This window comes from Erythrobacter sp. AP23 (assembly GCF_001542855.1).
GTDB lineage: Bacteria > Pseudomonadota > Alphaproteobacteria > Sphingomonadales > Sphingomonadaceae > Qipengyuania.
The window spans coordinates 156,082-181,159 of record NZ_LNBY01000020.1 but is presented as its reverse complement, the minus strand read 5'-3'; the positions used below and the strand labels follow the sequence as shown (position 1 = coordinate 181,159).

The window sequence follows — 25,078 nt, the reverse complement described above, 5'->3', positions numbered from 1 at the left end:
CCCTTTGCATTGACTGCCAGCGAAGAGTCAGAAACTGGCAGAAATCGTACCAACGATCGCATCGTCGGTGAACCCGTCGATCGACGGACCTTCGACCCCGATATAGGCGACGCCGACTTCGAAATTGCCTTGAGCCACGCTGGCGCCAATCGACCAGTCGAGGCCGGTATCGTCGGTCGTCCCGGCCAGCAGCGGCGGAGCGAGCGCGCCATCGGTATAGCCGAGGTGGCCGGTCAGGGTGAATGGCGTATCGGGAATGCCGACCCCGAGATCGGTATAGAGATACAGGTTGTCGTCGCCACCGAGCGAATCCTGCTCGGGTGCATAGGCCACCCCGAAGGTCGCTTCAGCCGGACCGAAGCTGGTGCTGATCGACGCGTAGGGTTCGATATAATCGGTATCGAGACCAAGCTCTTCGGTTGGATAGATATAGTAGAGCACGCCGATATCGACGCTGACCGCGTCGGTCAGATTGCCGCTCCATCCGGCATAGATGTCGAACTCGAGTTCGCCGAAGGAGGGGCCGCCATCGATCGAAGAGGCCCAGGTGCCGATGTAGAAGCCGCTGTCGTGGGCAACATCGAAGCCACCCTGCACAGCCGGGTCGCCGCCCGAGAGCGAGACGCCGCGAAAGCGGTAATCGGTCGTCAGGGCCGCATTGGCCGAGACGGAAAAGCCGCTGTCGTCTTCGGATTGGGCCATGGCCGGGGTTGCGATGGAAAGGCCCGCTGCAGCGAGCGAAACGGCCATGAGGCCGCGAAAGGACGTGAGCATTACAAACTCCTGTACGAGTGTCGCTTCGTCCCACCTGCGAATCCGCCGGGGCCAGTTTGTTAGGCTCCTCGTCCGGATACGGTCATAAACCTGCACAATCTGGCGCCTACACGCAAGATAGCTGTGGCAAGTTTTCGCTTATGCAGCAAAAGATGTGCCTTTTTCGCAACTGCACAAACCGCATTCCACGCGCGTTTATTGCCCCCGCGGCGGCTTCCGCCTATCTGGTCCGCAATCCTACCGAACCACAAGCAGGGCCGCACTTTCGCTCCATGATCAAGCTCGCGAAACTCTTCAAGAAAGGCGCCTGGGCTACGCATCGGCCAAGAGTGCCGGATGGGGAACGGTTTTATGTGATCGGGGATATCCACGGTCGCTGCGACCTGTTCGACGAACTGATCCTCGCTATCGAGCAGGACGACGCGAAGTCTGGCGATGCGCAAAGTACGGTGGTGCTGCTCGGCGACCTCGTCGACCGCGGCCCTGAAAGCGCACGGGTGATCGAAACCGCGCGCCAGTGGGGCAAGCGGCGCAAGGTCCGCTATATCGCCGGAAATCACGAGGAAATGTTCCTCGAGAGCTTCGAAGACAAGGAAATGCTGCGCCATTTTCTCAAGCATGGCGGCAAGGAAACCGTGCTCAGCTACGGGATCAAGAAGAAGCGCTACAACGAGCTGACCATGAAGGAACTGCAGGGCGAGCTGCACGAACTCGTGCCGAACAAGCACCGCAAGTTTATCGAGAAAATGGAAGATATCATCGTCGCGGGCGACTATGTTTTCGTCCACGCCGGGATCAATCCGAAGCGCACCCTCGAAGAGCAGAAGGCATCCGATTTGCGCTGGATCCGCGACCGATTCCTCAAGCATCGCGAGCCGACGAGCCATGTCGTGGTGCATGGCCATACGATTTTCGAGAAGATCGAACACACGCCCTACCGCATCGGGATCGATACGGGCGCCTTCCGCACCGGCAATCTGACCGCGCTTGTACTAGAGAGCGATCAGCGGCGCTTGATCCAGGCGCAGGAAAAAGACGGTACGATCAGCGTCGCTCACACCGATTTCGCCTGATCGCGAGCCACCGGCGACGGCGTGAATTGCCAGGGGGCCTGTAAGCCGGGTTCTGTCCTGCACGCGGTATGTTCGCACACCAGCCGCGCAGGGGCAGTCATTCGTCTAAGCCGCGGATCGCTCCGCGACTCCAGCAGCCAACCCGGACGGTCGATGCGAAACGCACCTGCCCGCTCGCGCGGGCGCGCCGCCCCTATTCGGCCTTGCTCCGGGTGGGGTTTGCCATGCGGGCCGCGTTGCCGAAGCCCCGGTGCGCTCTTACCGCACCCTTTCACCCTTGCCTGAACCTGCATGCAGGCCATCGGCGGTGTGCTCTCTGTGGCACTTTCCCTGAGCTTGCGCCCGGCGGGCGTTACCCGCCACCCTTGTTTCGTGGAGCCCGGACTTTCCTCGGTTTCCCGCGACTGCCCGGCCCCCTGGCCCGAACGCAGATAGCGATCAAGGCCCGGGTCGCCAAGTGGCCCGGGTACAACGGGTCAAAACAATTGCATTCCAAAAAGTCCCGACGGCAACGAAACGATCATGGCGTGGGTTGACTCGGTGTCGGTGCACTGTCTCTACGGCGAAGGGAGATGGATTTTTTGGAAACGTTACCACCCATCCCGTGGCGCGATAGGCTGGACGAGTTCCTGACGCGTTGCGAAGACATGCCGGTCCCGGCCCGCGAGGATGCGCACGCCATGGCGCAAAGCTTGTGTACGCTGCTCCGCCAAGCCCCGGATACGGTGAAGAAGCGTTTCCCCCTGCCCGAGGACGATACGCTTCGCGCCCTGGTGAAAAGCGGTTCGATCGAGCAAATACTTCTGATGATCACCAAGCCTGTGGGTATCATGACCTCCCGCGCACCGTCGGGATACGCGATTGCGACAATCGCGGTCCCGGAGCTCGAAATCGAAAACAGCTTTTCCAGCAGCAACTCTCTGGCTCACGCCATGACCGGCGCCATCGCGGGAGCCGCCATCGGGATCATTGCGGCCGAGGGCGAGCGGGGATCGACCGAAGGCTGAACCACCTCCCCTATCAAGTTAGCTGCGCCTGCCCGCCATGTTGGCTCGATGCAATTCGATCGAACGCAGGCTGATGCTCATTTCTTGGGCGATCCGATTGTTGGTGATCGTATGGGCGATCGACCGGCGAGCCGAGTCGAGGCTTCCCCCGATCGGGACCCGATGAAATTCTGCATCGCTTTCTCGACAAGCTGCCGCCCGCGTTTCGAAAGACACACGGGACGCGCACCGCCATCCTCTTGTTCTCCCTCCACAACAGTGATTCCTTCTTCGGCCATAGCATCGATGAAGCGTGAACCCGCGGCACGAGAGACCCCCCCGGCCCGGCATGAACTCGCGATGCTGGCAGTCCTGCCATTGGCATGCATGACGAACAGGCTGATGAGCATGTCCCATCCCGCGCCGCAGGGAAAGTCGGCTAGCATCAAAGACTGGCTTTCCCCGCTCTGCCCCATCTCATATTGCGCATCGCGGCAGCAACGATCCGCCTCGCATGGGTCATCCCAGGAATTGCGCCAGTCCGCGAAGGAAATCAGCTTCTCCTCTATGCCGCGCAATATGGCTTCCTCGGTGGGTGTCACATCAGCCCCCTTTCGCGCATGCTGACCACCTCGCGTCGACCCACGACAAGATGATCGTCGACCAGCACGCCCAGTCGCTCGGCCTGCGACACGAGATCCCTGGTTTGGGAAATGTCGGAAGCGCTGGGCTCGGCACTGCCCGACGGATGGTTGTGCGCGATCAGCATGCGGCGTGCGTCGAGCGAGAGCGCCCGCCCGAACAGAGCCCGCGGCGAGACCTGGATTTCACCCTCGCCGCCCTCTGCGACGATCTCTTCGGAGATGACGAAGCCTGCCCGATCGGCCATGATCGCGATCATGCGCTCGCGCCGCAGGCAACCCATCGTTTCCAGCAGGTAGCGCTCCATCCCCTTGCGGTCCTTGCCAAGCGGCGTGCGCAACACCTGTTCACGTATGCCGTCGCGAAGAAGCTGGCGAATCGCGAGGAAGACATCGACCCAACGCTCCCCAGGATGCGCGCATTGGCGCAACTCCGCTTCGCTGACGTCGATCAGCGCGCCGATCGATCCGAAACGCTCGAGCAGCCGTTCGGCAAGGTCTAATGGTTCGGCCGAGAGCGGAGCAAGCAATCCGGTCAGGTGGTGGAGCCGGTTCCCGACCGTCGATAGTGCACCAGCGTGCCGAGCCCGGTAATGACCAGAGCCAGCCAGACCGGCCACCGTTCCATTACGGCATAGACTATTGGCTCGAGAGGCATGCTGGCCGCGCGCAACAGGTGCGACACGACTGCGATCAATTGCGCCGAGCCTACCCAAAGCACCCACCAGCGATCATAGGCGAGTGCAACCGCGGTAACGCCAAGGAAGGCGCAGAGATCGACCGCGAAGCGGAAGGTCTGCAGCGAGGCGTAACCGGCCTCGCTCCAATGCCCGGTGACCAGCCAGCGGGCGATCCCCGAAAAGACCACCGCGAAATAGATTGTTGCGACATAGCGTTCAGGCTTTCCGCCTCTGCTCCAGGCAAAGGCGAGAACCGCAAGCGTCAGTGCCACCTGGATCAGGAACCGGGTCATCGCACACGCCCTTGGGCCCTCGCCGTTGCTAAGGCAAGTCAGGCTGCGATGGTGGTTACATGCTCGGCGGAGGTGAAGCCGTCGTCGGGGCAGGTCGGTTCCTCGCCCGCGCCGGTTTCGATAGCGATCTTCCGCAATTGGCCGTGGGCGCGGCTGGCTTCGCCGCGAACATCGATGAGGCCGCCTACGATTTTCTGAAGCCGCATGAGCGCGCGCTGGCTTTCGAGATCGGGAGCTCCTGCGACGTCGCGGCTGGCAAGCGCAGCGCTGTGCAGCAGTGCGGTGCTCTTCGCCAATGCGTCGGCGATGGCGAATTCGGAATCGCTCAATTCGCGAGCGATGCGGGCGGTTGCGGTAGGCAGATCAAGCGACATTCACATTCTCCTCTGGCGAGTGGGCCGAGGAGTAGCTTGAACCCTACAGCATCGTGGCCAACGCGTTCGCAAAAGCCATCGAAAGCACGGCAACGGCCATGATAGCCACCGCGCCCAGCGCGATCAGCAGCAATTTGCCGCTAATTCCCAGGTCCGAAGGTCTGATCCTCGGCTGCAACCAGTCAGAGGACCTGTCCCAGGGAGCCCTTGCATCGAATGCGAGGGAATCTTCGAAGACATAGGGTCGCTCTTGCGGCTGCGCGGTCGTAGATGCAGCGGAGGATAGAGGAGGGGTTAGTATGGTCGGATCATCTATGGTCCGATCATATGCTTCGGCCCAGGCGCGATAGTGCCGCAAGACCTCGACCCGCGGCATGTGGCCCAGCTTGGCGCGCACCGCATCGATGCGCTTGTCGATCGTGACCGGCGCAACACCCAGTTCCTGCGCAATTTGCTTCGAGGTCAGGTGCTGACAGGCCAGGCGCAAGGCCTCCTCCTGCTTCTCGGTAAGCGATGCGAATACGGAATGGATAGCGCCGTGATCCATCGGTCCTGTTTAAGCCATCGGGGCTGTGGGGGCAAACCGCGCGAACGGGCGGCGCGCCCGGGATGATACCGGCCTGACTTGGCAGGCAGGTTTCTCACATCCCTGCAAAGGCTTGGCAGCCCGCAGGGCTCGACCGCTCCGCATTCAGGCCATGCGAATCTCGGCATCGATTAGCTGTTTCAGCGCTGATTCGCGGCGATATGCGTGCCTAACGCGCGTTGCCCCGGTCACGGTCGAGCAAGAGCTGGAACAGGATCGCGCGCACCTCGCCGTCGATCTCGCCATTGATCTTTTCCGGGCGCCAGCGGCGCTGGAAGGCTTCGACCGCCTTGTGCCCGTCGGTGATATCGTAGCCGAATCGCTCCAGCGCGAGATAGAAACTCGCATCATTGTCGAATGGGTCGCCCCGCTCGAGCTTCTGGGGGCGTGGGAGGCAGAGGCCATACTCGGCCAGCCGGTCCCAGGGGAAAAGCTCGCCCGGGTCGATCTTTCGTGCCGGCGCGACGTCGGAATGGCCCACGACATTGGTTCGCGGGATATCGTAGCGTTTCACTATTCGCGCCAGCAGCGGCACGAGCGCCTCGAACTGCGCATCGTTGAACTCGCGATAACCATATTTATGGCCCGGGTGGTCGAGCTCGATCCCGATGCTCGCCGAATTCACGTCCTTGTGCCCGCGCCAATAGGACACGCCGGCATGCCAGGCACGCTTTTCCTCCGGTACCAGCCGCACGACCTCTCCTTGTTCGCCGATCAGATAATGCGCCGAAACCTTGGCCTCCGGATCGCACAGCCTTTCGATGGCGAAGCCTTTGTCCTCCATCTCGGTATAGTGGATCACCACCATTTCGATGGGCATCGAACGTTCGTCGTGATTGGGTGAGAGGACCTCGCGGTCGACGAGTTCGTCCTCGCTTACGGGCAGGCCTTGGCCAAGCTTGCCGAAATCCGAGCTCAACCGATCAGCCCTTCGCCTTGCGGCAAGACCGCGCCCAGCACCAGCGCATCCGCCCCCTTGTGGAACTGCAGCCCGCCGCCGCTCTCGGTGGCAAGCAGGTTGATCATATGCGCCGCCGCCGTGCGACTGGTCAGGTCGCTGCGATCGAGCGTGCCGTCGAGTGCCTTGCCGATGGTCTCGTCGAAGGCGATTTTCGGCCCCGCCGCACGGACCACGATTTCGCAGGACCCGTCGCGCACTTCCGCCCCGATATCGAGCGTGCCGCCGCGCACCAGCGCGTCGATGGCGATCTGCGCGAAGTTGAGCAGTACCTTGACCGCAGGCTTGCCGAGCGTCGGCTCGGCCAGTGCCCAGTTTATCGAGATGTTCGGCTTGTCGGCGACAAGCGCCTCGATCAATGCCTGCGGTTCGGCCACCTCGACACGTTCGCCGAAACCGCCCGCCGCACCGAAGGCGAGCCGGAAGAACTTGAGCTTATTGGTGCTGATATGCGCGCTCTGCTCGAGCAGTTGCATCACATTCGTGCGCATTTCCGGATCGGTTTCCACCGCCAGCAGCTCGAGCCCATTGGACAGCGCACCGACGGGGCTGAGCATGTCATGGCACAGGCGCGAGCACAGCATCGCGGCAAGATCGATCGATTGGCGGTCGTCCATTGGGGTCCCGAGTGGTGAATTATGCGGTAAGCGTCTTAGCGAGGGCGCGTTACATAGGGAAGCGCCTCGAACCCTGCATCCCCCGAACGCCAAAAGGTGATTCGCCCTGCCGCGATAATCGCCCAGATCGCCCCGTCGGGTGCCGCCATCGCGCGATCGGTGACCGATGGCTCGGCGAGGCCGTTGGGGTGCGAGTGGTAATAGCCGAGCACCTGAGCGCCACCGTTGCGAGCGGAGCGATGCGCGTCGATCAGCACTTGCGGGTCGATCTCGAAATGGCGGGACGGTTCGGGATGGACATTGCGCGCTGGCTGGATGGCGGTGATGGTCGAGCCCTCGCCCAGCAGCATGCCGCAGCACTCACGCGGGAACGCTTGCTCGGCTGCGGTCAAGAGCGCCGCTTCCAATTCTAAATCCAAGCCAACCACCCGTTCGCCCTGAGCTTGTCGAAGGGCCGCACTTCACTTAGGCGCGACCGATGCCGTTCTGGGCCTATATGTTACATTGTCGTGGCGGTGCCTACTACACCGGGCATACTGACGATCTCGAATTCCGGCTGGCGCAACATCAAGTTGGTACGTTGCCAGGTTTCACAAGTCAGCGCTTACCGGTGGAATTGGTCTGGTCGGAGGAGTTTCCGACCCGTGATGAAGCCTTGGAAGCGGAACGACGGATCAAGGGCTGGTCGCGCGCCAAAAAGATGGCTCTCATCCGCGGAGATTGGGAAAGGATTTCGAGCTTGGCGAAAAAGAAGGACGGCCCTTCGACAAGCTCAGGGCAAACGAAAGTCTTGGAAGGAACGCTCCTCAGCTCGGGTCGCCTCGACAAGGCATTGGCCGAGGCGAGCGGGCTCTCGCGCGAGCGGGTGAAGGGGCTGATCGCGGAAGGTGCAGTCGAGATCGGTGGGACCTCAGCCATAAGCGGGTCGGCGAAGGTCGAGACCGGAACCGCCTTCTCCATTGCCCTGCCTGCTCCCGAGCCGCTTGCCGCCGAGCCGCAGGATATCCCGCTCGACGTCGTGTTCGAAGACGAGCACCTGATCGTGGTCGACAAGCCCGCCGGAATGGTGGTGCACCCGGCTGCGGGCAATCCCGACGGTACGCTCGTCAATGCGCTGCTCCATCACTGCAAGGGACAGCTCTCGGGCATCAACGGCGTGGCGCGTCCGGGGATCGTCCACCGGATCGACAAGGACACCTCCGGCCTGCTGGTCGTCGCCAAGTCGGATGCCGCGCACGAAGGCTTGGCGAGGCAGTTTGCCGATCACTCGATCATTCGTCGTTACCTCGCAGTGTGTGCAGGACACCCCAACCCGCCTTCAGGCACGATTTCGAGCCGCATCGGGCGGTCGGACCGCGACCGCAAGAAGATGGCGGTGCTGCCCGACGATTCGTCGCGCGGGAAGCATGCGGTAACGCATTACGAAACCGTGCGCCGCCTGAATCATGCCGCGCTGGTCGAATGCCGGCTCGAAACCGGGCGCACGCATCAGGTCCGCGTTCACTGTGCGTCAATCGGTCATGCGCTATTGGGAGACCCTGTCTATGGACGCACTCCCAAGGCCCTCAGGGCCCTTCTCGACGAGCTCGATTTCCGGCGTCAGGCGCTCCACGCCGCACGTCTCGGATTTAGTCATCCTATCAGCGGTGAAAGCCTGGATTTCCGCGCCGAACTGCCTGCCGATATGCGGGAACTCATCGACCAAACCGCTCGTTGAAATCGACGAAACGCGTGTGCAATTTGGGCTGCGTTCGCTATAAGTAACCATGGTGGCCCGAAAGACGGATGCCCAGCAGGGGTCCGCCAACCGAGGTCGACGCAAGAAAGGTCAGGGTACAAGTGAGCAATACCAAAACTTTGAGCGTTCCGGCGCTCGGCGGTGAGCAGAGCCTCAACCGCTATCTTTCCGAAATCAAGAAATTCCCCGTGCTGACGCAAGAGCAGGAATATATGCTCGCCAAGCGCTACGAGGAACATGACGATCCTGAAGCTGCCGCGCAGCTCGTCACCTCGCACCTGCGGTTGGTGGCCAAGATCGCCATGGGATACCGCGGCTACGGCCTGCCGGTGTCCGACCTCATTTCCGAAGGCAATGTCGGCCTGATGCAGGGCGTTAAGAAGTTCGAGGCCGATCGCGGCTTCCGCCTCGCCACTTATGCGATGTGGTGGATCAAGGCGAGCATTCAGGAATATATCCTGCGTTCGTGGAGCCTCGTGAAGATGGGCACCACCGCTGCGCAGAAGAAGCTGTTCTTCAACCTGCGCCGGATGAAGAAGAACCTCGACGCCTACGAGGATACCGATCTCCATCCCGACGATGTGAACAAGATCGCAACCGACCTCGGCGTGCCCGAGCAGGAAGTGGTCAATATGAACCGCCGGATGATGATGGGTGGCGACGGTTCCCTGAACGTGCCGATGCGCAATGGCGAGGAAGGCTCGGGCGAATGGATGGACTGGCTCAAGGACGATGGTCCGCTGCAGGACGAGCTGGTCGCCGATGCGCAGGAATCCGAAGTGCGCCACGACATGCTGGTCGAGGCGATGGACAGCCTCAACGACCGCGAAAAGCACATTCTCACCGAGCGTCGCCTGACGGAGAATCCGCAGACGCTGGAGGAGCTGAGCCAGGTCTATGACGTCAGCCGCGAACGCATCCGCCAGATCGAGGTGCGCGCGTTCGAGAAGCTGCAGAAGGCGATGAAGGCGATCGCCGGCGAAAGGCTGCTGCCGGGCGTCGCCTGACCAGTCAGTTCTTTGGATTATCGATAGGGTCGGGAGCTTCGGTTTCCGGCCCTTCTTCTACGCCTTCTATCAGTTCCAAAGTCCCATAGTCAGGTTCGCGCAGCATTCGGCGGGCAAAGCGTAAGAGCTGGCGACGGTCGTTGATCTTGCAAGACCTCGTTTGCCAGACATCCGAATTGCGCGCTTTCAGCAGATTGGACTTCGGACAACGCGATTGGAGCACTCTGAAGGACCGGATAAGGTCGTCCTTACCTCCATTCCGGGCAAGAAGGGTGTATTCGCTTCCCGGGATCATGCCCTGCTGGAGGACCCAGATTTCGAACGTCCGGCCGTCCCGTCGACCTTCTCCGATCCGGGCGAAGAATCCCCGGGAGAAGGGACCCTCGTCAAGTTCGTCGCGTTTGGGAGCAGTTCGAATGTTGGTCGCACAATGGATGGCGCCGTAGTTCGACAGGCGATACCAGACAGGATCGTGGGGAAATTGATCTGCCGGATTTGGAGTGAATTGCCAGTCGCCAAAGGCGACGCGCGTTTCGCATCCAGCGATGATATCCTCGCCGACCATGCCCCTAGGCCAAAAGTCCTCACACTCGAAATCATACAAGGGCAGGTCCGAGTGGATGAGAGTGTACTCCCACTCGTATACCTTCTCATCCTCGCCACCCACGGCCGGAACTGCGGATAGCAAGAGCAGAGCCGCCAGCCCGAATACGATCTTGCGCATAGTCCCACCCTCGCGGCCACTCTTGGCCCAAGTCAATGGTAGGCATGCCCAGCCATGCGCGGCAAGCTGGCAGATTGCGCGGAGGCCATGGCACCGCTAGACGCGCTGGCATGCGCTGGCTGGTCCGCTTTCTGTTCAAGGCCCTGATCGGCTTCGTCGGCCTCAGCCTCCTGCTGGTGCTGCTGTTTCGATTCGTTCCCGTACCGGTCACTGCGACCATGCTGATGGACGCCAACGGCATCACCAAGGACTGGACCAGCCTCAACAATATCGACCGCAATATGGTCCGTGCCGTGATCGCGGCGGAGGACGGAAAGTTCTGCCTGCATGACGGGTTCGACCGCGAGGCAATCAACGGGGGCGATCGAGAGCAACGCCCGCGGTGGGCGCATTCGCGGCGGCTCGACGATCAGCCAGCAGACCGCGAAGAATGTCTTCCTGTGGCAGGGCGGCGGTTATGTCCGCAAAGGCTTCGAAGCCTGGTTCACCGTGCTGATCGAACAGATCTGGGGCAAGCGCCGGATCATGGAAGTCTATCTCAACGTGGCCGAGACGGGCATCGGCACCTATGGCGTGGAAGCCGGGGCGCGGCGCTATTTCGGTTCCTCCGCTGCTTCGCTCACTCCGCTGCAGGCAGCCCGGATGGCGGCGGCGCTGCCTTTGCCGAAAGAACGCTCGGTCAAGAACCCGCGCGGCTGGCTCGCGCGCCACGGCAACACCATTTCGGCGCGGATCGGCTCGGTTGCCCGTGACGGGCTCGATTCCTGCGTATATCAGTAGCTTTTATGGGATCGGGTCACAGCCATTCGCACGATCACGGGCACGGCCATGGCCATGCCCCGGCGGACTTCGGCAACGCATTCCTGATCGGGATCGTCCTCAATACAGGCTTCGTGATCGTCGAGGCGGTCTACGGCTGGATTTCGGGTTCCATGGCGCTGATCGCCGATGCCGGTCACAACCTGTCCGACGTCCTCGCGCTGCTGTTGGCATGGGCCGCAAGCGTCGCCGCCAGACGGCCACCGTCAGAGCGGTTCACCTATGGCTACAAGAGTTCGACCATACTGGCAGCGCTCGCCAATGCCGGCCTGCTGCTGGTCGCGATCGGCGCGATCCTCTTCGAAACGCTTCATCGGATCGCCGAACCCGCCCCCGTTCAGGGCGAAACGATGGTCGTGGTCGCCGGGATCGGTATACTAATCAATGCCGGCACCGCAGCGCTGTTCATGCGCGGCCAGCACGATATCAATATTCGCGGCGCCTTCCTGCATATGGCAGCCGATGCGCTGGTCAGTCTCGGCGTGGTCTTGGCCGGCCTCGCGATCATCTGGAGCGGCGAGCAGTGGATCGACCCTGCAGTCAGCCTGGCCATCGTGCTGGTGATCGCCTGGGGCACTTGGGGCCTGCTCAAGGACAGCGTGGCGATGAGTATGCTCGGCGTGCCCAAGGGCGTTTCGGAAGCCAGGGTGCGGGCCTATCTGGCGGGGCTGCCGGGCGTCGAGGCGGTTCACGACCTGCATATCTGGCCGATGAGCACCACCGAAACCGCGCTGACGGCGCATCTGGTGATGCCGGGCGGGCATCCCGGAGATGCCTTCCTGCGGGAACTTGCCGAAGGGCTTGAGCGGCACCACCGCATCGGCCATCCCACCGTGCAGATCGAAACCAGCCGCGCGGCCTGCGCAGCGGGGTGCTGATGCAACCGGCAAGCAAGCAAGCACGCGAAAAACTCAAGGCAGCCATGGTCCGGCTGGCGGGCGGCGATCGCGACGCTCTGGAAGAGGTTTACCGCGCCACCTCGGCGAAACTATTCGGCATCTGCTACCGTATCTTGGGCGACGAAAAAGAAGCCGAGGACGCATTGCAGGACGTCTATCTCACCCTCTGGCGCCGCGCCGACCGCTATGACGCGGACCGCGCGAGCCCGATATCGTGGCTGGCGACGTTCGCGCGCAACCGCGCGATCGACAGGCTGCGCACGGGCAAGGTGCGCCGCGGGGCAGTGCCCGAGGACGAGGCTGCACCGATAGCCGACGAAACGCCGCTCGCGGACACCATGATGATCGACGCAGAGCGCGAGGCGCGCGTCCACACCTGCCTCGAAACGCTCGACGAAACCCCGCGCGGCGCGATCCGCACGGCCTTTTTCGAAGGCCGGACCTATGCCGAACTTGCCGAGCGCATGGACGTCCCGCTGGGCACGATGAAAAGCTGGATCCGCCGCGGCCTCGCCAAGCTCAAGACCTGCATGGAGGCGGGCGAATGACGTCGGACGAAACCCTCGCTGCAGAATATGCGCTCGGCCTGCTCGAGGGCGAGGACCTGCTGGCCGCGCGCGCACGCGAGGTCCGCGATCCTGCATTCGCCGAGGAGGTCGCACGCTGGCAGGAACGCCTCGCCCCGCTCGCCGATGCCATCCACCCGCGCATGCCGCGCGAGGAAGTGTGGCAGCGCATCGAGGCAGAACTGGCCAGCGACGATGGCAGCGCAGACGTCGTATCGCTCCGCCGTAGCCTGCGCCGCTGGCAATGGGCGGGCGGACTGAGCGCCGCGGCGGCAGTTGCGTTGGCCTTCCTTGCCCTGCCGCAGCTCACGGGGCCGGGCGAGCCTGCCCCTGACATCGCGACGGCACCGGGCAGCGATGCCCCGCTCCTTGCAGCCAATATGCCGATCGAAGGCACGCCGCTCAGCCTCGATTTCACTTATCTGCCCGAGAAAGACAGCCTGCTGGTCGGAGCGGTCGGGCTGACTGCCGATGGCGTCCACGACCACGAAATCTGGTTCGTGCCCGAGGAAGGCGATCTCGTCTCGCTCGGCATCGTGACCCCGGGCAAGGTCGTCGCGCACACCGTGCCCGAAGACGTCGCGCGCGCGCTGGAGAACGGTTCGCAGCTGGTACTGACCCGCGAGCCGCTCGGCGGAAAGCCGGAAGGCGTGGATGCTGGACCGGTCGTAGCTGAGGCACGCTTCACCACTATTTGACGTTTTTTCGCGGCCGCTCTGCATCCGGCGGACAGGAGCCCTCGTAACTCGATGCACAGGCAGGACGGGGCCTTGTGCAAAGGAGAGTTACGAATGACGTTTTCCAGCAAGCTCAAAGCCGCGGCCCTCGCTTCGGCCGCCACTCTCGGGACTTTCGCGCTCGCCGCCGGTGCCCCCGCCTTGGCGCATGATCATGGCAAGAAGGCCGAGAAGAGCCAGCCCAATATCGTGGAAGCCGCGATGGGTACCGGCGTGCACGAGACGCTGGTCGCCGCAGTCAAGGCCGCCGGTCTTGTCGACACGCTGGCCTCGCCCGGCCCCTTTACCGTATTCGCGCCCACCGACGACGCCTTCGGAAAACTGCCGGCCGGGACGGTCGACACCCTGCTGCAACCGGACAACCGCGACGCTTTGCGCAATATCCTGACCTATCACGTCGTCCCGGGCAGCGTGACCGCAGCCGATCTGGTCGGGCTGATCGAACGGCATGGCGGGGCCGTGACGATTGAAACCGTCGCGGGCGAGGACCTGACCGCTTCGCGTTTCGGCGACACGATTGCAGTTACCGACGCGGCTGGCCGCACGACAGTCGTGGCGACTGCCGACGTCAAGGTGTCGAACGGCATCATCCATGTGACGGATGGCGTGTTTCTTCCGGGATAGATTGTTCCCCGCGGGTGCCGACCGGGCCACCCCATCGCGGCTCGGCACTCGTACCGTCCCCGCCCGGCGCTCACCAGAGGCCGGGCGGGGATTTCGCTTGGTCCGGATTCGAAACGCGCCGCGTGACCGATAATCACGCGGCGCGCTTGAGTGCTTATCTTGCGTTGCGGCGCAGTGTCAGGCCGCCTCTTCCTTGTCCTCGGCCTTTTTGCCACCATGGACCTGGATCGGCTCCTTCTTGCCGTCGACCACATCCTTGTCGATCACGATCTCGGATACGCCCTCCATATCGGGCAGGTCGAACATCGTATCGAGCAGGATCGCCTCGACGATCGAACGCAGGCCACGGGCCCCGGTCTTGCGCTTGATGGCCTTCTCGGCGATTTCCTTCAGCGCGTCGTCAGTGAAAGTCAGCTCGACATCCTCAAGCTCGAACAATTTGTGATACTGCTTGACGATCGCATTTTTCGGTTCCTGGAGGATAGTCACCAGCGCATCGACGTCGAGATCGTGAAGCGTGGCGATGACCGGCAGGCGGCCGACGAATTCGGGGATCAGGCCGAACTTGAGCAGGTCTTCCGGCTCGCTCTTTTCAAGCAGTTCGCCCACGCGGCGCTTGTCCGGGTCGGCAACATGCGCGCCGAAGCCGATCGAGCGCTTCTGCAGGCGATCGGCGATGATCTTGTCGAGGCCGGCAAAGGCACCGCCGCAGATGAACAGGATATTGGTCGTGTCGACCTGCAGGAATTCCTGCTGCGGATGCTTGCGTCCGCCCTGCGGCGGAACGGAAGCTGTCGTGCCTTCCATCAGCTTCAAGAGCGCTTGCTGCACGCCCTCGCCCGACACGTCGCGGGTGATCGATGGGTTTTCGGCCTTGCGGGTGATCTTGTCGATCTCGTCGATATAGACGATCCCGTGCTGCGCCTTCTCGACATTGTAGTCCGACGACTGAAGCAGTTTGAGGATGATGTTCTCGACATCTTCACCGACATAGCCCGCTTCAGTCAGCGTGGTGGCATCGGCCATTGTGAAGGGCACGTCGAATGTGCGCGCCAGCGTCTGGGCGAGCAGCGTCTTGCCCGAACCGGTCGGGCCGACGAGCAGGATGTTCGACTTGGCCAGTTCGACGTCGCCAGCCTTCGCGCCATGCTTGAGCCGCTTGTAATGGTTGTGCACCGCAACCGAGAGGACGCGCTTGGCGCGATCCTGTCCGATCACATAATCGGCCAGCGTGGCACAGATTTCGGCGGGCGAGGGTACGTCGCCTTCCTTCTTGCCGGTCAGCCCCGCCTTGGTCTCCTCGCGGATGATGTCGTTGCACAGCTCGACGCATTCATCGCAGATGAACACGGTCGGGCCCGCGATGAGCTTCCTCACCTCGTGCTGCGACTTGCCGCAGAAGCTGCAATACAGGGTCGATTTGCTGTCGGTACCGCTCAACTTGGTCATATCCTAACGTCTTTCCCGCGTCGCCGTCGGCAGATTACCAACTGTAGGGGCCACGGGGTATGGGTCAATATCCTAGATAACACGGGCTCCTTGCAACAAGCTGAAGCGGCAAGGTTGCCCAATTCCTACGACATTCTTGCAACAGTCCCGCTGGGGAACAGCTCCCGAGGCGGAACCCTGTGCCGATCTATTCCGGCGCGCCGCCCGATCCGTCGGCCTCGCCGCCTTCGGATTCGGGACGGGTCTCGAAGACTTTGTCGACGATGCCGAACTTCATGGCCTCGTCGGCCTCGAGGAAGGTGTCGCGATCCATCGCCTTCTCGATCTCTTCCAGGTTCTGGCCGGTGTATTTCACGTAGAGATCGTTCATGCGCTTCTTGATCCGCAGGATCTCGCGCGCCTGAATTTCGATGTCCGAAGCCATGCCGCGCGCACCGCCCGATGGCTGGTGGACCATTATGCGCGCGTTGGGCAATGCGATGCGCATACCTGGTTCACCCGCCGCGAGCAGGAACGAGCCCATCGAAGCCGCCTGCCCCATGCACACGGTCGAGACGCGCGGCTTGATGTATTGCATCGTATCGTGGATCGCCATGCCGGCCGTCACCACGCCGCCAGGCGAATTGATGTACATGCTGATCGGCTTGGAGGGGTTCTCGCTCTCGAGGAAGAGCAGCTGCGCCGTGATGAGCGACGCCATACCGTCTTCCACCTGGCCGGTGACGAACACGATGCGTTCGCGCAGCAGGCGGCTGAATATGTCGAAGCTGCGTTCGCCGCGGCTGGTCTGTTCCACGACGACCGGGACGAGCGCGCCGGTTTCGGGGTCGGTGGTGAACTGGCCCTGGGCGCCGTGGGCGTCGCTGCCGAACAGGTCGATCATGAATAGTCCTCTTGTCGGGTCAATTGGCCGCCTATGTCGCCATGCATTCCCGGATGTTCAAGGGGCTTAACCTTGGAAAGCGGAGGATATGTCGCAAGCACCCGGGATCGGACCGAATTCGCGTTCTATCGGGACCAGCACGTCGTCCGTCCCGACCCGGAATCCGTTTGTCGGATGACAAACGTCATCGGTCGAAGCAGGATTGGCCTTATCGGCTACAACCGTAAACGGAATGGCACGAAAACAACGAAAGATATAAATAACATGAACTTACGCTCTCTTGCCTATGCCGCTTCGTGTGTGGCACTTGTTGCGGGCGCGGTAGCTCCCGCCCATGCGCAGGGCGACGAGAGTGGGTCAAGTGCGAGCCAGCTCTCCGCAGCGACCGAGGGCGCACAGGTGTTCGAACCCGCCTACTTCGCCCAGTTCGCGCCGCGCAACGCGTTCGACATGGTTAGTCGCATTCCCGGCTTTTCGATCAGCGGCGGGAACGACCAGGGTCAGCGCGGCCTTGGCCAGGCGACGCAGAACGTGATCGTCAATGGCGAGCGGCTGTCGAGCAAATCGGAAAGCGTGCGCGATCAGCTACGTCGCATTCCCGCTGCGGACATCATTCGCGTCGAGATCCTCGACGGCAATGCCACCGGCATTCCCGGCCTCACCGGTCAGGTCGCCAATGTGGTCTATACCAGCAACGGTCCGTCGGGGCAGTTTCGCTGGACCACCGGGTTTCGTCCGCACAACACCGAGGCCCAGCTTTATGGTGGCGAAATCTCGCTCACCGGAAGCAGCGGCGCGCTCGACTACACGGTCTCGCTGACCAACAGGAACAACCGCTTCGGCGCCGATGGTCCCGTCATCATCACCGATGCCGACGGAGCTCTGATCGAATCGCAGGACACCAAGTTTTCGGGCAAGTTCGACGATCCCAAGCTCGCCACCATCTTTGCCTACGACTTTGGCGGCGGCGTGCTCGCAAACCTCAACCTCAGCTATCGCGAGGACTACTTCGTGCGCCGTGAACCCGAGATCGCGACGCCGGTCAGCGGGCCCATCCGCACCCGCGATGCGCGTCGAGAGGAAGACGGCCCCGAATACGAGATCGGCGCCGATATCCAGTTCCCCTTCGGTCCGGGCACTCTCAAGCTCATCGGCCTCGAACGGTTCGAACGCGACAATTTCGTGTCCAGCGTGGTCGACAGCTTCTCCGACGGCAGCCAGTCGAAAGGCTTCCGCTTCGAACAGGTCAATGAAGCGGGTGAGAGGATCGGACGGCTGGAGTACAATTGGAACCTGTGGGATGCCGATTGGCAACTGTCGGGCGAAGCGGCCTTCAACCGCCTCAACCGCGCCTCGAAGCTGTTCGAACTGGCTCCCGGCGGCGACTTCGTGGAGCTAGCCTTCCCGCAAGGCACCGGCGGCGTGACCGAGGATCGCTACGAAACCAGCCTCAGCTTCTCGCGCGGGCTTTCGAACACGCTTTCGGTCCAACTGATCGGGGCAATGGAGTTCTCCAAGATCGAGCAGACCGGTGCGGCCGCCAATACCCGCAGCTTCAAGCGGCCCAAGGGGTCGTTCGCGGCGACCTGGAAGCCCTCGGATGATTTCGATGTCTCGGTCACTGTGGCCCGCCGCGTTAGCCAGCTGTCCTTCGGCGACTTTCTCGCCAGCGTGAACCTCAACAATGAGAACGCGAATGGCGGCAACAACGAGCTCGTCCCCTACCAGAGCTGGAATGTCGAAATCGAAGCCAACAAGACACTGGGCCCCTGGGGTTCGATTCAGTTGCAGGCGCGCCAGGCCTGGTTCGAGGATTTCATCGACTGGTTCCCCCTCGCCAGCGGCGGCGAAGCACGCGGCAATATCGGCGATGCCGACCGTCTTCACCTGCAAGCCAATGCCACGATCAATCTCGACCCGATCGGGTTTGGAGGCGCCCGACTCGACATCGAAACGGTCAAGCGCTGGATGAGCGTGACCGACCCCTTTACCGGTCTCGACCGACCGTTCTCCTTCGATCAGGAGGGCAGCTTCGAAATCGACTTCCGGCACGATATTCCGTCGACCGACTGGGCATGGGGTGGCAGCCTCGAGCACTTCGACAACGCCCCCTACTCGCGCCGATTCGAGGAAGGTCGCGATTGGGAGGGGCCGGTGTGGGGATCGCTGTTTGTCGAGCACAAGGACGTGTTCGGTTTCACTATTCAGGCACGCGCCAACAACCTGCTCGGCGCACGCAATTTCTTCCGCCGCACCGTCTATGACGGCCCGCGTCCCGACAGCGAAATCCTGTTCCAGGAATACCAGGATCGCCGCATCGGCCCGATCTTCCGGCTCACGATCAGCGGAGATTTCTAGCCCCTTCGGACCTCCCCCGCGTCCTGCGCGTTGAGCGGGGCAAGGGAGAGGTCCTTGGAATTCGATCCACGCATCCTATTGTTCGTCATCTTCGGCATCGGACTGACACTCGCCGTCACGCTCGAACGCTGGCTCGCGCGGTATTGGCTGTCGCTGCCGATCCTCTATGTCGCGGCTGGTTTCGTCACCTGGTCGCTGCCGCTGGGCCTGCCGCATTTCAATCCGACGGTGGACGGTTTCGATGCGATCACGCTCGAATATGCTACCGAGTTCATCGTCATCGCCTCGCTGATGGCCGCAGGCATCGCGATCGACCGGCCGGTGAGCTGGGCCAACTGGCGCCAGATCTGGCCGCTGCTGGTCATCGCCATGCCGCTGACGATCACCGCGGTGGCGCTGCTCGGCTGGTGGGCGCTGGGGCTGGCCCCGGCAAGCGCGATGCTCCTGGGCGCGGCGCTCGCCCCGACCGATCCGGTGCTGGCGCGCAGTGTGCAGGTGGGTCCACCGGGGGAAGACCAGCGGCATGATGTGCGCTTCAGCCTGACGGTCGAGGCCGGGCTCAATGACGGGCTGGCCTTTCCCTTCACCTACCTTGCGATTGCCGCTGTGGGCATGACGGCCCTGGGTGGCTGGACGCTGGAATGGGCTGCCATGGACCTCGGCTGGCGGATCGTCGCGGGTTGCGCGGTTGGCTGGGCAGTGGGCAGGATCGGCGCCTGGTACGTCTTCGAACGCGTTGCCGACCCGCCTATGAAGGATGACGGCGAGGCGAGCGAAGATCACGGCCAACCGATCTATTCGACCAGTGAGGGCCTGATCGTGCTCGGCACGCTGCTTCTCGCCTATGGGCTGGCCGAACTCGTCGAGGGCTACGGATTCCTGGCGGTATTTGTCGGTGCGGTCACCGCTCGCCAGCGCGAGAACCGCAGTCGGTATCACAAGATCAGCCATCATTTCATCGACCAGATCGAGCAGATCGTGCTGGTCGCGGTGCTTTTCGGCTTTGGGGCGATGCTGGCGAGCGGCGTGCTCGCAGCGCTTACCTGGCCTGCCGCTTTGGTCGGTTTGGCGCTGGTTTTCGTGATTCGGCCGATTTCGGGATTGCTTGCGGAGTTGAACTGCGACCTGCCGATGGTCGGCAAGCTGGCGGTTGCTTTCCTCGGCGTGCGCGGAATGGGGTCGATCTACTATCTCGCCTATGGCCAGAACCATGCGGATTTCGCGCAGATCGACCTGCTATGGGCGACCGTCAGCTTCGCGATCCTCGTGTCGATCCTGGTCCATGGCGTGGTGTCCGGCCCCTTCATCCGCCATGTCGAAGACCGCCGCGCGCATGTCCATGCCGGGCAGGATACAAGTATGGCCTCGCTCTCTCCCGACGGCCCTGAGCTCGAGGTGGAACGGCCCGCCAAGCCCGAATAGCCCTGCCCCAACGACAAGGGGCGGCCGACCGCAGTCCGCCGCCCCTCGCGCGTCCTAATCGATAGGATTCACTTCTTGGCGTCGGTCTTCTTGGCCGCTGGCTTCTTGGCAGGAGCCTTTTTCGCAGCAGGCTTCTTGGCCGGAGCCTTGGCGTCGGCCTTTTTAGCCGCCGGTTTCTTGGCGGCAGCCTTCTTGGCCGGGGCCTTCTTCGCGGCCGGCTTGTCGTCCGCCTTCTTCGAATCCGCCTTCTTCTTCGCCGGAGCTTTCTTGGCAGGCGCCTTCTTCTTCGGCTTCTCGTCCGTGCTTTCTTCCGCCTCGATCGCGGCTTCGAGTTCCTCGCGCGTCACTTCGCGGTCGGTGATTTCGGCCTTGTCGAAGAGGAAGTCGACGACCTTGTCTTCATAGAGCGGCGCGCGCAGCTGTGCGGCGGCCATCGGTTCCGACTGGACGTACTGGACGAACCGTTCGCGGTCTTCGGCGCGATATTGCTGGGCCGCCTGCTGGATGAGCATGTTCATCTCGTTGGCATTGACCTCGACGCCGTTCTTCTGGCCGATCTCCGACAGCAGCAGGCCGAGGCGGACGCGACGTTCGGCGATCTTGCGATAGTCGTCCTTCTCGTCTTCCATTTCCTTGAGCATGGCTTCGGCATCGTCGGACTGCGCGGCTTCCTGCTGCAGCTGCGCCCAGATCTGGTCGAATTCGGCATCGACCATGCCCTGCGGGACGGCAAAGTCGTGACCGGCGGCGAGCGTGTCGAGCAGCTGGCGCTTCATCTGCGTGCGGGTGAGACCCGAGGTCTCCTGCTCTAGCTGTCCGCGCAGCAGTTCCTTGAGCTTGTCGAGACTGTCGAGGCCGAGGTTCTTGGCGAACTCGTCGTCGATTTCGGTCTCGGACGGGACCTTCACCTGCTGAACGGTGACATCGAATTCGGCTTCCTTGCCCTTGAGGTTTTCGGCCGGATAATCCTCGGGGAAGGTGACCGTGATGGTCTTCGTGTCGCCAGTCTTCGCGCCGGTGAGCTGTTCCTCGAAGCCGGGAATGAACTGGCCCGAGCCGATTACCAGCGGGGTGTTCTCGGCCTTCCCACCTTCGAACTCGGTGCCGTCGACGCGGCCGACGAAATCGATGATCAGCTGGTCGCCATCGGCCGCTTTCTTCGTCTTCGCGGCGTCCTTGTAGCTCTTGTTGTTCGACGCGATACGCTCGACCGCTTCGGCGACCTGCTCGTCGGTGACCGGAACGGTCAGCCGCTCGAGCTCGAGGCCATCGGTATCGGGCGCTTCGATGTCCGGCAGCACTTCGACTTCGACCGTGAGCGAGGCATCCTTGCCTTCCTCATAGCCTTCGTCGAGCTCGACCTTGGGCTGCATCGCCGGGCGCAGCTTGTTTTCCGCCATCACCTTGTCGACCGATTCGCGGATCATGTCGTTGACCGTCTGCGCGTGCAGCTGCTCGCCATGCATCTTGCGCACGAGATTGGCGGGCACCTTGCCCGGGCGGAAGCCGGGCATCTTCACCTGCGGGGCGATCTTCTTGACTTCGCTGTTGACCCGCTCGTCGATTTCCTTGGCCGGAATCGTGACGGTGTAGGCGCGCTTGAGGCCCTCGTTGGCGGTCTCTTTGATTTGCATGGGTTGAAACTCGTGACTTTCCAAATGCGACATGTGCGATGGGGTATCGCGCTGCGGCGGCACTGGTGCGGGCGAAGGGACTCGAACCCCCACATCTTTCGATACTGGTACCTAAAACCAGCGCGTCTACCAGTTCCGCCACGCCCGCAAACCCGAACGAAGCTGCGCGAAAGGCGCCAAGGTTCTCACCCGACCCTTCGCGTGTAGGCGCGTGCCTCTAGTAGAGAGCGAGGCATTGCGCAAGCGCGGCGGGCGCACCTCTCGTCCAATTGCTCTTGCGAGGCGCCGCGCCGCGGATTAGGGGCGCGCGCCATGAGCGACGAAACGAAGAGCCAGACCCCGCCCGACCGCCTTTCGGTCAATCCGAAGAGCGAGCATTTCCAGATGGAGGTACTCCAGCGCGGCGTGGGCATCCGCTTCAAGGGCAGGCAGCGCACCGACATCGAGGAATATTCGATTTCCGAAGGCTGGGTGCGCGTTCAGGCTGGCAAGACCGTCGATCGCCACGGCAATCCGCTGACGCTCAAGCTCAGCGGCCCGGTCGAGGCCTGGTTCGAGGACCTGGGCGACGATCCGCCCGTCGCCAAGGCGGAATGATTACTCGGCGTAGGCAGCAAAGGCGCTGAGGAAGCGCTTCGATGTCTGCTTGCGGGCGGGAGCCATGGCGTATTGCGCGCGCGACTGCGCATTGCGATCCGAATAGATAAAGCCTTCGACCGGCCAGGCGGTGGTGCCGACCTTGCCCAGGGGGGCATACCAGACCCGCACCTCGCTCCAATCGTTTGCCTGAGACACGTCGATAGCCAGCACATCCTTCTCGATCTGCCCGCGGCGCCCGTTGATCGGCGACCAATTGGCGTGGTCGAGCAGCACGCGGCGCGAATCGAGCACCCGGCTGACCGCGGCGACATGGCCCAGTTGCATGCTGCGATGCGGACGGAAGGCCATCACCGCGCCGGGACGCGGCGTGGTACCGGTTGCATAGCGCCCCTGGGCCTGTTCCCACCACGTGTGTGCATCGCCGTAGATCTGGATTCCCGACACCTCGCGGGCATAGGGTACACATTGCAGATAGGCTTCCAGCTCCGCATTCCGATCGGCAAAACCATCGAAGTCTTCTGCAAGCGCGGGTGAGGCGCAAGCGAGCAGGGCGAAAGCGGCAAGATTCTTCCTCATGGCGGCACGATTATGCCGCTTGTCCTTGCCGCGACCCTGCGGGTTACGGTTAACGCGAATTAACCCTGATGGCGCTGCCGCTTGCAAAGCGGCTCGCAAAGCGCCACTTGCCGCGCCATCATGGTGCCCTCCTCCTCCAAACCCACGGTAATCATCATCGGCCGACCGAACGTCGGAAAGTCGACGCTGTTCAATCGTCTCGTGGGCAAGCGCCTGGCTTTGGTCGACGACCAGCCCGGCGTCACGCGCGACCGCCGCTTCGGCGATGCCGAGATTGCCGGGCTCGAATTTCAGATCGTCGATACCGCGGGCTGGGAAGACGAGGATGCCCAATCCCTCCCGGGGCGCATGCGCAGGCAGACCGAAGTCAGCCTGGAAGACGCGGACGCCGCGCTATTCGTATTCGATTCGCGCGTTGGCCTGACCCCCCTCGACGAGGAAATCGCGCGTTGGTTGCGCGAACAGGAAGTCCCGGTCGTTCTCGTCGCCAACAAGGCCGAGGGCACGCAGGGCGATGCCGGCATACTCGAAAGCTTCTCGCTCGGTTTCGGAGAACCGGCTGCCATCAGCGCCGAACATGGCGAAGGCATCGCCGACCTCTTCCACAATCTGTGGCCGATCATCGGCGCCAAGGCGGAAGCCGCTGAGATCGAGGCCGACATCGACGAGGAGGACGAGGAAGCGCTGTTGGCAGGCCCGCTCAAACTGGCCATCGTCGGCCGGCCCAATGCCGGCAAGTCGACGCTGATCAACCGCCTGGTGGGCGAAGACCGCCTGCTTACGGGACCGGAAGCCGGGATCACGCGCGACTCGATCGCGGTCGACTGGGAATGGAGAGATCCCAAGAGCGGTGAGACGCGCGAGATCAGGCTGATCGACACCGCCGGCATGCGCAAGAAGGCGCAGGTCACCGACAAGCTGGAACGTCTATCGGTCGCCGATGCGCGGCGCGCGGTCGACTTTGCAGAGGTCGTCGTACTGTTGCTCGATGCGACGCGCGGGCTCGAATCGCAGGATCTCAAGATCGCCAATATGGTGCTCGAAGAAGGCCGCGCTTTGATGATCGCGATCAACAAATGGGACGTCGCCGAAGGAGCAAGCGCCTTGTTCAACGGCATCCGCAATGCGTTGAACGAAGGCCTCGCGCAGGTCCGCGGCGTGCCGCTGTTCGCGGTCAGTGCCAAAACCGGCAAAGGCCTCGACCAGATGCTCGGCGCCGCCTTCGAGCTGCGCGAGGCATGGAGCCGCCGCGTGCCCACCGCCGCGCTAAACCGGTGGTTCGACGATGCGCTAGAGGCCAATCCGCCCCCCGCTCCCGGCGGCCGTCGGATCAAGCTGCGGTATATCACCCAAGCCAGCATCCGCCCGCCGCGTTTCGTGGTTTTCGGCACGCGGCTCGATATGCTGCCCAAGAGTTACGAGCGCTATCTGGTCAACGGTATTCGCGACAAGCTGGGCTTTGAAGCGGTGCCCGTTCGCGTGGTGCTCAAGAGCCCGAAAAACCCCTACAATGCCAATAAGGGCGGTGGCGGCAATTACAGCGGGGAACGGTGATGCTGCTCGATATCCTGGCCCCTCTTCCCGGGATCGAGATCATCGAACGCACCAGTTCGACCCTTCGCGTTCAACAAGTCGTCCAGCTCAGCCTTGCTCCAGCCTTCCTGCTCGCGGGCATCGGTGCCGTTATGAACGTAATGACCAATCGGTTGATCTGGGTGGCCAACAAGATCGAACGCATCCTCAATGCCGGCGAGGAGGGCGACGTCGATGCACTGCGCGCCGAACTGCCGGCACTCGAAATGCGCCGCATCCACGCTCAGCGGGCGGTAATGTTCAGCACCGCCTCGGCGCTGGCCATCAGTGTGGTAATCGTCCTGCTGTTCGTCAGTGCCTTCGTGACCACACCGCTCGGGACGCTGGTGGCCGCGACCTGGGTAATCAGCATGGGCTTGCTGGTGGCGGGCCTTGGATCATTCCTGAGGGAAACGCGCACCGCCGCCCGACGCAATCGCGAGCGCATGCGCGAACGCCGCAATGCGGCGAATTCCCAGGGCGACTAG

Annotated in this window: 26 protein-coding genes, 1 tRNA gene, 1 other RNA gene and 2 pseudogenes; 15 read left to right on the top strand and 15 right to left on the bottom strand. The window is 62.6% G+C overall.

The window, feature by feature from the left end:
• Positions 1-27: 27 nt before the first annotated feature.
• On the bottom strand, positions 28-774 hold the full coding sequence (locus ASS64_RS16145) for a TorF family putative porin (RefSeq protein WP_067696775.1): 747 nt from the start codon (positions 772-774) through the stop codon (positions 28-30).
• 353 nt (positions 775-1,127) lie between these two features.
• On the opposite strand from ASS64_RS16145, the gene ASS64_RS16140 reads away from it, so the two are divergent.
• Positions 1,128-1,847, top strand: a complete 720-nt coding sequence (locus tag ASS64_RS16140; protein ID WP_369815383.1) for a metallophosphoesterase — start codon at positions 1,128-1,130, stop codon at positions 1,845-1,847.
• 25 nt (positions 1,848-1,872) lie between these two features.
• On the opposite strand, the gene rnpB is transcribed toward ASS64_RS16140, so the two are convergent.
• Positions 1,873-2,267: RNase P RNA component class A (gene rnpB, locus ASS64_RS16135), an RNA gene on the bottom strand.
• A 152-nt stretch (positions 2,268-2,419) separates the two neighbouring features.
• Here rnpB and ASS64_RS16130 point away from each other — a divergent pair.
• Positions 2,420-2,854 carry a hypothetical protein gene (locus ASS64_RS16130; RefSeq protein WP_157075230.1) on the top strand — a complete coding sequence of 145 codons (435 nt, stop codon included), beginning with the start codon at positions 2,420-2,422 and terminating at the stop codon, positions 2,852-2,854.
• A 577-nt stretch (positions 2,855-3,431) separates the two neighbouring features.
• On the opposite strand, the gene ASS64_RS16120 is transcribed toward ASS64_RS16130, so the two are convergent.
• The 7 genes from ASS64_RS16120 to ASS64_RS16090 form a co-directional block, all read right to left on the bottom strand.
• Positions 3,432-4,004, bottom strand: coding sequence for a JAB domain-containing protein (locus ASS64_RS16120; protein ID WP_067696767.1), 573 nt, complete (start codon positions 4,002-4,004; stop codon positions 3,432-3,434).
• Between the two features lie 5 nt (positions 4,005-4,009).
• Positions 4,010-4,447, bottom strand: coding sequence for a hypothetical protein (locus ASS64_RS16115; RefSeq protein ID WP_067696764.1), 438 nt, complete (start codon positions 4,445-4,447; stop codon positions 4,010-4,012).
• Between the two features lie 38 nt (positions 4,448-4,485).
• Positions 4,486-4,821: a hypothetical protein gene (locus ASS64_RS16110; protein WP_067696761.1), complete on the bottom strand. Its 336-nt coding sequence runs from the start codon at positions 4,819-4,821 to the stop codon at positions 4,486-4,488.
• Between the two features lie 43 nt (positions 4,822-4,864).
• The gene (locus ASS64_RS16105; RefSeq protein WP_067696758.1) at positions 4,865-5,368 is read right to left on the bottom strand and encodes a sigma factor-like helix-turn-helix DNA-binding protein; all 504 of its coding nucleotides are present in this window, start codon (positions 5,366-5,368) and stop codon (positions 4,865-4,867) included.
• A gap of 208 nt (positions 5,369-5,576) precedes the next feature.
• Positions 5,577-6,227: an N-acetylmuramoyl-L-alanine amidase gene (locus tag ASS64_RS16100; protein WP_067696863.1), complete on the bottom strand. Its 651-nt coding sequence runs from the start codon at positions 6,225-6,227 to the stop codon at positions 5,577-5,579.
• 95 nt (positions 6,228-6,322) lie between these two features.
• Positions 6,323-6,982 carry a histidine phosphotransferase family protein gene (locus ASS64_RS16095; protein ID WP_067696755.1) on the bottom strand — a complete coding sequence of 220 codons (660 nt, stop codon included), beginning with the start codon at positions 6,980-6,982 and terminating at the stop codon, positions 6,323-6,325.
• A 35-nt stretch (positions 6,983-7,017) separates the two neighbouring features.
• A complete protein-coding gene (locus tag ASS64_RS16090; RefSeq protein WP_067696753.1) occupies positions 7,018-7,410 on the bottom strand; it encodes a M67 family metallopeptidase in 393 nt (130 codons plus the stop codon).
• A gap of 50 nt (positions 7,411-7,460) precedes the next feature.
• Between ASS64_RS16090 and ASS64_RS17030 the strand changes: the two are divergent.
• From ASS64_RS17030 to rpoH, 3 genes and pseudogenes are all read left to right on the top strand, one after another.
• A pseudogene (locus tag ASS64_RS17030) lies at positions 7,461-7,622 on the top strand (GIY-YIG nuclease family protein); the annotation flags it as partial.
• A gap of 150 nt (positions 7,623-7,772) precedes the next feature.
• On the top strand, positions 7,773-8,699 hold the full coding sequence (locus ASS64_RS16085) for an RluA family pseudouridine synthase (protein WP_234002429.1): 927 nt from the start codon (positions 7,773-7,775) through the stop codon (positions 8,697-8,699).
• Between the two features lie 122 nt (positions 8,700-8,821).
• Positions 8,822-9,727: an RNA polymerase sigma factor RpoH gene (gene rpoH, locus ASS64_RS16080; protein ID WP_198147747.1), complete on the top strand. Its 906-nt coding sequence runs from the start codon at positions 8,822-8,824 to the stop codon at positions 9,725-9,727.
• Between the two features lie 4 nt (positions 9,728-9,731).
• Here the strand turns inward: rpoH and ASS64_RS16075 are convergent, their stop codons facing one another.
• A complete protein-coding gene (locus ASS64_RS16075; RefSeq protein ID WP_067696750.1) occupies positions 9,732-10,451 on the bottom strand; it encodes a hypothetical protein in 720 nt (239 codons plus the stop codon).
• Positions 10,452-10,561: 110 nt separating this feature from the next.
• On the opposite strand from ASS64_RS16075, the pseudogene mtgA reads away from it, so the two are divergent.
• From mtgA to ASS64_RS16050, 5 genes and pseudogenes are all read left to right on the top strand, one after another.
• A pseudogene (gene mtgA, locus ASS64_RS16070) lies at positions 10,562-11,231 on the top strand (monofunctional biosynthetic peptidoglycan transglycosylase).
• Positions 11,232-11,236: 5 nt separating this feature from the next.
• Complete coding sequence (locus tag ASS64_RS16065) at positions 11,237-12,148, top strand: cation diffusion facilitator family transporter (protein ID WP_067696748.1); 912 nt, start codon at positions 11,237-11,239, stop codon at positions 12,146-12,148.
• Positions 12,148-12,717, top strand: a complete 570-nt coding sequence (locus ASS64_RS16060; protein WP_067696744.1) for a sigma-70 family RNA polymerase sigma factor — start codon at positions 12,148-12,150, stop codon at positions 12,715-12,717. Before ASS64_RS16065 ends, ASS64_RS16060 begins: the two co-directional genes overlap by 1 nt.
• Positions 12,714-13,433: an anti-sigma factor domain-containing protein gene (locus ASS64_RS16055; protein WP_067696741.1), complete on the top strand. Its 720-nt coding sequence runs from the start codon at positions 12,714-12,716 to the stop codon at positions 13,431-13,433. Before ASS64_RS16060 ends, ASS64_RS16055 begins: the two co-directional genes overlap by 4 nt.
• A gap of 93 nt (positions 13,434-13,526) precedes the next feature.
• Positions 13,527-14,096, top strand: a complete 570-nt coding sequence (locus tag ASS64_RS16050) for a fasciclin domain-containing protein (RefSeq protein ID WP_067696738.1) — start codon at positions 13,527-13,529, stop codon at positions 14,094-14,096.
• A gap of 177 nt (positions 14,097-14,273) precedes the next feature.
• Here the strand turns inward: ASS64_RS16050 and clpX are convergent, their stop codons facing one another.
• Together clpX and ASS64_RS16040 are read right to left on the bottom strand one after the other, a co-directional pair.
• Entirely contained in the window at positions 14,274-15,545 is a 1,272-nt protein-coding gene (clpX, locus tag ASS64_RS16045) for an ATP-dependent Clp protease ATP-binding subunit ClpX (RefSeq protein ID WP_067696735.1), read from the bottom strand.
• Between the two features lie 187 nt (positions 15,546-15,732).
• Positions 15,733-16,428, bottom strand: a complete 696-nt coding sequence (locus tag ASS64_RS16040) for an ATP-dependent Clp protease proteolytic subunit (protein WP_067696732.1) — start codon at positions 16,426-16,428, stop codon at positions 15,733-15,735.
• A gap of 264 nt (positions 16,429-16,692) precedes the next feature.
• Between ASS64_RS16040 and ASS64_RS16035 the strand changes: the two genes are divergently transcribed.
• Positions 16,693-18,786 (top strand): TonB-dependent siderophore receptor, encoded by a 2,094-nt coding sequence (locus ASS64_RS16035; protein WP_067696728.1) that lies wholly within the window; start codon positions 16,693-16,695, stop codon positions 18,784-18,786.
• A gap of 54 nt (positions 18,787-18,840) precedes the next feature.
• A complete protein-coding gene (locus tag ASS64_RS16030) occupies positions 18,841-20,208 on the top strand; it encodes a sodium:proton antiporter (protein WP_067696725.1) in 1,368 nt (455 codons plus the stop codon).
• 68 nt (positions 20,209-20,276) lie between these two features.
• Here ASS64_RS16030 and tig read toward each other — a convergent pair whose 3' ends face one another.
• Together tig and ASS64_RS16020 are read right to left on the bottom strand one after the other, a co-directional pair.
• Entirely contained in the window at positions 20,277-21,842 is a 1,566-nt protein-coding gene (gene tig / locus ASS64_RS16025) for a trigger factor (protein WP_067696723.1), read from the bottom strand.
• A 63-nt stretch (positions 21,843-21,905) separates the two neighbouring features.
• Positions 21,906-21,990, bottom strand: a tRNA-Leu gene (locus ASS64_RS16020).
• Between the two features lie 164 nt (positions 21,991-22,154).
• Here ASS64_RS16020 and ASS64_RS16015 point away from each other — a divergent pair.
• A complete protein-coding gene (locus ASS64_RS16015) occupies positions 22,155-22,439 on the top strand; it encodes a DUF3297 family protein (RefSeq protein WP_067696721.1) in 285 nt (94 codons plus the stop codon).
• On the opposite strand, the gene ASS64_RS16010 is transcribed toward ASS64_RS16015, so the two are convergent.
• Positions 22,440-23,018 carry a CHAP domain-containing protein gene (locus ASS64_RS16010; RefSeq protein ID WP_083508430.1) on the bottom strand — a complete coding sequence of 193 codons (579 nt, stop codon included), beginning with the start codon at positions 23,016-23,018 and terminating at the stop codon, positions 22,440-22,442. It abuts the gene before it with no gap.
• A gap of 120 nt (positions 23,019-23,138) precedes the next feature.
• Between ASS64_RS16010 and der the strand changes: the two genes are divergently transcribed.
• Together der and ASS64_RS16000 are read left to right on the top strand one after the other, a co-directional pair.
• Entirely contained in the window at positions 23,139-24,572 is a 1,434-nt protein-coding gene (gene der / locus ASS64_RS16005; protein ID WP_067696718.1) for a ribosome biogenesis GTPase Der, read from the top strand.
• Positions 24,572-25,078 carry a DUF2721 domain-containing protein gene (locus ASS64_RS16000; RefSeq protein ID WP_067696715.1) on the top strand — a complete coding sequence of 169 codons (507 nt, stop codon included), beginning with the start codon at positions 24,572-24,574 and terminating at the stop codon, positions 25,076-25,078. Before der ends, ASS64_RS16000 begins: the two co-directional genes overlap by 1 nt.